6 protein-coding genes are annotated in these 6,095 nt (G+C 40.7%); all 6 read left to right on the forward strand.

Going from position 1 to position 6,095, the window contains the following annotated elements; genetic code table 11:
- The coding region (locus B4J23_RS01195; RefSeq protein WP_414631556.1) for an acyltransferase at positions 1 to 173 on the forward strand (173 nt) is incomplete at its 5' end.
- Positions 174 to 195: 22 nt separating this feature from the next.
- On the forward strand, positions 196 to 1,368 hold the full coding sequence (locus tag B4J23_RS01200; protein ID WP_291358452.1) for a DegT/DnrJ/EryC1/StrS family aminotransferase: 1,173 nt from the start codon (positions 196 to 198) through the stop codon (positions 1,366 to 1,368).
- Positions 1,369 to 1,429: 61 nt separating this feature from the next.
- Positions 1,430 to 3,292: a polysaccharide biosynthesis protein gene (locus B4J23_RS01205; protein ID WP_291358454.1), complete on the forward strand. Its 1,863-nt coding sequence runs from the start codon at positions 1,430 to 1,432 to the stop codon at positions 3,290 to 3,292.
- 171 nt (positions 3,293 to 3,463) lie between these two features.
- On the forward strand, positions 3,464 to 4,627 hold the full coding sequence (locus tag B4J23_RS01210; RefSeq protein ID WP_291358459.1) for a nucleotide sugar dehydrogenase: 1,164 nt from the start codon (positions 3,464 to 3,466) through the stop codon (positions 4,625 to 4,627).
- Between the two features lie 24 nt (positions 4,628 to 4,651).
- Positions 4,652 to 5,770, forward strand: a complete 1,119-nt coding sequence (gene gmd, locus B4J23_RS01215) for a GDP-mannose 4,6-dehydratase (protein ID WP_291358456.1) — start codon at positions 4,652 to 4,654, stop codon at positions 5,768 to 5,770.
- Positions 5,771 to 6,095, forward strand: a 325-nt coding sequence (locus tag B4J23_RS01220; RefSeq protein WP_291358458.1) for a hypothetical protein, incomplete at its 3' end; no start/stop codon positions are given.

Consider the following 6,095-nt stretch of genomic DNA (forward strand, 5'->3'; position numbering starts at 1 on the left):
TCCATGACCATGCCTATATCGGTGCCGGAGCCATGATCAAGCAGGGCACACCAGATCAGCCTTTGGTGATTGGTCGTGGCGCAATCGTCGGTATGGGTGCTGTAGTCACCAAAAGTGTTCCAGCCGGCGTGACTGTGGTCGGCAATCCGGCTCGCATTATCGAGTCTAAATAAATCTCTCAACCAGGAAATACCCATGTTAAACACTGCATTTGAGCCGTGGCCAAGCTTTACTCAAGAGGAAGCAGACGCGGTATCAAAGGTTCTTTTGTCAAATAAAGTCAATTACTGGACCGGTCAGGAATGCCGTGAATTTGAAAAGGAATTTGCGCAGTTTGTGGGAACAAAACACGCCGTTGCGGTGGCTAATGGCACGGTTGCGTTGGACGTAGCGCTGAAAGCCTTGGGAATCGGGGCAGGGGATGATGTGATTGTCACTTCACGGACTTTCCTTGCTTCAGCAAGCTCGATTGTTACTGCTGGTGCTAATCCTGTCTTTGCCGATGTGGAGTTGGATTCTCAGAATATTTCCCGTCGTACTATTGAAGCAGTCCTGACGCCAAATACTAAAGCGATTATCTGTGTGCATCTGGCAGGCTGGATGTGTGATATGGATCCAATCATGCAGCTGGCTGAAGAAAAAGGCCTGTATGTGATTGAGGATTGTGCCCAAGCGCATGGTGCCATGTATAAAGGTAAATCTGCCGGTTCTATCGGACATATCGGTGTCTGGTCCTTCTGTCAGGACAAGATCATGACCACCGGTGGTGAAGGCGGCATGGTCACCACCAATGATGAAACGCTGTGGAAGAAAATGTGGTCCTATAAAGACCATGGCAAAAACTATGACAGCGTGTATAACAAGCAGCATCCACCAGGATTCCGTTGGTTACATGACAGCTTTGGTACCAACTGGCGCATGATGGAAATGCAGGCGGTGATTGGTCGCATTCAACTGAAAAAAATGCCGGAATGGACTGCTGTACGTAATACCAATATGGCACGGATTCAGGCTGCTTTTGAAAATAGTCCTTATTTTACTGTAGCCAAACCATCTGTTGATTATGTACATGCGGCTTATAAATGCTATGTGCAGGTGAATATCGATACTTTGCCAGAAGACTGGTCACGTGATCGCATCATGGCCGAAATCAATGCGCTAGGCGTACCATGTTTTAGTGGCTCATGTTCAGAAGTGTATCTCGAAAAAGCTTTTGATGGTACGCCATGGCGTCCGGCACAGCGTTTGAGAAATGCTCAACAGCTGGGTGAAAGCAGCTTGATGTTTGTGGTGCATCCAACCTTGTCTGAACAAAGCCTACAAAAAACCGTAGATGCGATTCAGCAGGTGATTGCCCGTATTTCATAGTCGAAAACAGCGTATAATTTGCGCCTTCCCTGATTTTTAAATCTGAACTTGAGTCCTCTTTGTGAAAGACATTATCCGATATCTTGCATCTCTGCCACGTTACCAGAAACAGATTGTACTGGTAGCGATGGATATCTGTGTCTTGCCGGTGATTATGTGGCTGGTCTATGCTATTCGTCTGGCCAGACCCAATGTTCCGGTTATGGAAGGACTGGAGTTCTGGTATCTCTATGTCGGGGCTTTGGGGGTTCTGATCTTTGCCCTGATGGGCATCTACAGTGCGATTGTCCGTTCATTTAATGAAGATTATTTGTTACGGCTTTCCATTGCGACTTTTATCCAGATTGTTGTGTTGTATGCTGTAAAGAAACTGGACCTGGCCTTTATCCCGATGAGCATCCCGCTCATGTATGGCTTTGTGCTGTTTTCCTGGATGTGGTGGAGCCGTGCACTAATCCGTTATCTGACCTTGCGGACTTTTGCTAAAAAGGCAAACCGGAAGCGTGTTGCGATTTATGGTGCGGGTCTGGCGGGTCAGCAGATCGCAGCAGCGCTGTTCCGTTCAGACAATTATCTACCCGTCTGCTTTATTGATGACAAGACTTCACTGCAAGGGCGGTCACTTAGCGGTTTAAAAATCTATTCCCCAAAACGAGCCTTAAGCAAGTTCCGTAAATTTCATATAGAAGAAATTTTGCTGGCGATGCCTTCCGTTGGCCGTGCCCGTAAAAAAGAAATTATTGAGTCTTTTGAACAGGCCGATGTAAAAATCATGGAATTGCCTGGAGTGACCCAGCTGGTCGATGGTCAGGTCAAAGTCTCAGATATTCGGGAAGTGGATATTATTGATTTACTTGGTCGTGATCCGATTCCACCAAAACCTGAGTTACTTGAAAAAAATATTAAAGGCAAAGTGGTCATGGTCACCGGGGCAGGGGGCTCAATTGGCTCTGAACTGTGCCGTCAGATCGTCAAGCACCAGCCTAAATTGCTAGTTCTGTTTGAAATGTCTGAGTTTGCCTTGTATTCCATAGACAGGGAATTACAAAACTCAGGTATTCAAGTCATTCCAGTATTGGGATCTGTGACTAATCAAGTGAAACTAGAGCGAATATTGCAGCAATACAGCGTGCAAACGGTGTATCACGCAGCGGCCTATAAGCATGTGCCATTGGTTGAAGCCAATCCATTTGAGGGGATTTATAATACCTCGATTGGTACACAGCGCAGTGTAGATGCCGCTGTAGCTCAAGATGTGGAAACCTTTGTGCTGATTTCAACCGATAAAGCAGTACGTCCGACCAATGTGATGGGTGCTTCAAAACGTATGGCGGAGTTGTATTGTCAGGGTTTGGCATCAACCAATCCTAAGACACAAATCAGTATTGTACGTTTTGGTAATGTACTCGGTTCATCAGGTTCAGTGGTCCCCCTGTTTAAGAAACAAATTGCACAAGGTGGTCCTGTGACAGTGACCCATCCTGAAGTGACGCGTTACTTTATGACCATTCCTGAAGCGGCGCAACTTGTGATTCAAGCGGGTGCAATGGGGACTGGTGGTGATGTATTTTTACTCGATATGGGGGAGTCAGTAAAGATTGTTGATTTAGCTCGACAAATGATTCGCCTCAGTGGATTCCGTCCTATAGATGAAAATAGGGTAGGTGATATTGAAATTCAGTTTACTGGCTTACGTCCGGGTGAAAAGTTATATGAAGAATTATTGATTGATGCTGAAGGGGTAAAAGCAACAGAGCATCAGAGGATTTTGAAGTCTTTTGAGAAGTATTTTGACTATTCAAAGATAGACTTTATCTTTCAAGAATTGAATATTAGTTGCTTAGAACAAATCCAATTAGACTATATTTACGATGTTTTAGAGAAGTGTGTCGATGGCTATGTATATCAGAAAAAGTCTTATTAATTATGAATTAATATAGCTTTTATTTGCTTTATAGGCTGATTTTAACTTCCAAAATTGGGATAAACAGCTACTCATTTAATTCAGCTTTTGATATAGTTTCGATACCTAAAATTAAACCTACATTATATTAATGGTTTATGCAAATTGATTAAAAAGGTAGATATATTCATGTTGAAGTTGGCCATTGTTGGCACAGGGTATGTAGGGCTTTCGAACGCAATGCTTTTTAGCCAACAGCATCAAGTAATTGCATTGGATATTGATGAAAGCCGTGTAAGACTATTACAAGAAAAAAAATCACCGATTCAAGACCAGTTGATTGAAAAATACCTATTGAAGGAAATTAGCTTTAAGGCGACTTTAGATAAATCAGAAGCATATAAAGATGCTGACTATATCATTATTGCTACACCGACCAATTATGATGAAAAAACAAATTATTTTGATACAAGTTCAATCGAACAGGTTTTAAATGATCTAAATTTGTTAGAGACTTCGGCAGTTACTATTATTAAATCAACAATTCCTGTTGGTTTTACCAAGAAAGTTCAAACGCTTTTTCCAAATCTTAAAATTGTCTTTTCACCTGAATTTTTACGTGAAGGCAAAGCCTTATTTGATAATTTATATCCATCACGCATTGTCGTTGGAGATAAAAGTGAAGTGGGGCAAAAAATTGCTGAACTTTTTAAAAGTGCAAGTCTAAAGCCAGAAGTTGATATTGCATTAATGGATTCAACTGAAGCAGAAGCAGTAAAGTTATTCTCAAATACTTATTTAGCGATGCGTGTTGCTTACTTCAATGAATTAGATAGTTACTGTGCTTTACGTGGATTAAATAGTAAAGACATTATTCAGGCAGTAGGTTTAGACCCACGTATTGGAACACATTATAACAATCCTTCTTTTGGTTATGGTGGTTATTGTCTCCCAAAAGATACCAAGCAGCTTTTAGCAAATTATCAAGACGTACCACAAAGTTTAATTTCAGCCATTATTCAATCAAATACTACACGTAAAGACTTTATTGCGGATGAAATTTTAAAACGTGAGCCAAAAGTGGTTGGCATTTATCGTCTTGTGATGAAAGCAGGCAGTGATAACTTTAGGCAGTCTGCAATTCAAGGTATTATGAAGCGTTTGAAGGCAAAAGGCATAGAGGTCATTATTTTTGAACCTAATTTGGCACAAGATGATTTTTATAACTCTAAGGTTTTAAAAGACTTTACAGAGTTTAAAAGACGAGCAGATGTGATTGTGGCAAATCGTATGGTTTCTGATTTAGATGATGTATTAGATAAAGTTTTTACACGAGATTTATTTGGCGATAACTAATTTTTAATTTAGGATGTTAAACAAATGAAAAAAGCATTAATTACAGGTATTACGGGACAAGATGGTTCTTACCTAGCAGAATTCTTATTAGAAAAAGGCTATGAAGTCCATGGTATTAAACGTCGTTCTTCTTTATTTAATACACAACGTATTGACCATATTTATCAAGACCCGCATGAGTCACATGCACGCTTGCATCTGCACTATGGTGATTTAACTGACTCATCAAATTTGACCCGTATTTTAGCTGAAGTACAGCCTGACGAAGTCTATAACTTAGGTGCACAGTCACACGTAGCCGTATCATTTGAATCCCCTGAATATACAGCAGATGTTGATGCCATTGGTACTTTGCGTTTACTTGAAGCGATTCGTTTCTTAGGTTTAGAGAAAAAAACCAAGTTCTATCAAGCTTCAACCTCTGAACTTTATGGTTTAGTCCAAGAAATTCCACAAAAAGAAACCACACCATTCCATCCACGTTCTCCGTATGCAGTTGCAAAGCTTTATGCGTATTGGATTGCGGTGAACTACCGTGAAGCATATGGCATGTTTGCTTGTAATGGTATTTTGTTTAACCATGAATCTCCACGTCGCGGTGAAACTTTCGTTACTCGTAAAATTACTCGTGGTTTAGCCAATATTGCGCAAGGTTTAGACCAGTGCCTATATATGGGTAACTTGGATTCTTTACGTGACTGGGGTCATGCGAAAGACTACGTGCGTATGCAATGGATGATGTTGCAACAAGACAAACCTGAAGATTTTGTGATTGCAACAGGTGTGCAATATAGCGTACGTCAATTCATTGAGTGGTCAGCTTTAGAGCTGGGGATTACGCTTGAATTTACCGGCACGGGTATAGATGAAAAAGGGATTGTGACCAAGGTTGAAGGCGATAAAGCACCTGCTGTTCAAGTCGGTGATGTTTTGATTGCTGTTGACCCACGTTACTTCCGCCCTGCTGAAGTAGAAACTTTATTGGGTGATCCGACAAAAGCTAAAGAAGTATTGGGTTGGACACCCGAAATTACCGTGCAAGAAATGTGTGCAGAAATGGTGGCTGAAGATTTAAAAGAAGCGCAGCGTTTTGCATTGTTGAAAGCACATGGTCATGATGTCTCTGTTTCTTTGGAACATTAAATGAATTACATCTGTACAAGTTTCTTTCACGTAGATGAGGTTGCTCCTAATATAGGAGCAATCGAGGTTAGTAGTAAGTTTGATATTTACTATAAGTGTATAATTGTTATGTTTGCATCAGCAAAAACTTATGCTGATGCAAAATTACAACTCTTTACAGATAGATATTTACCCCAAGTATTTCAAGAACAATTAGAGCAACTGGGTGTTGAAACAGTTATTTTGAAAAATAACGAGTATGTTTCTAAATTTAAAAATAATTTTCCAGGTTGTTTATTTCTTTTAGATGCATTTTCTCATATTGTTAATGACGAACGATATTCGA

The organism is Acinetobacter sp. UBA3025 (assembly GCF_002367915.1).
Lineage (GTDB): Bacteria > Pseudomonadota > Gammaproteobacteria > Pseudomonadales > Moraxellaceae > Acinetobacter.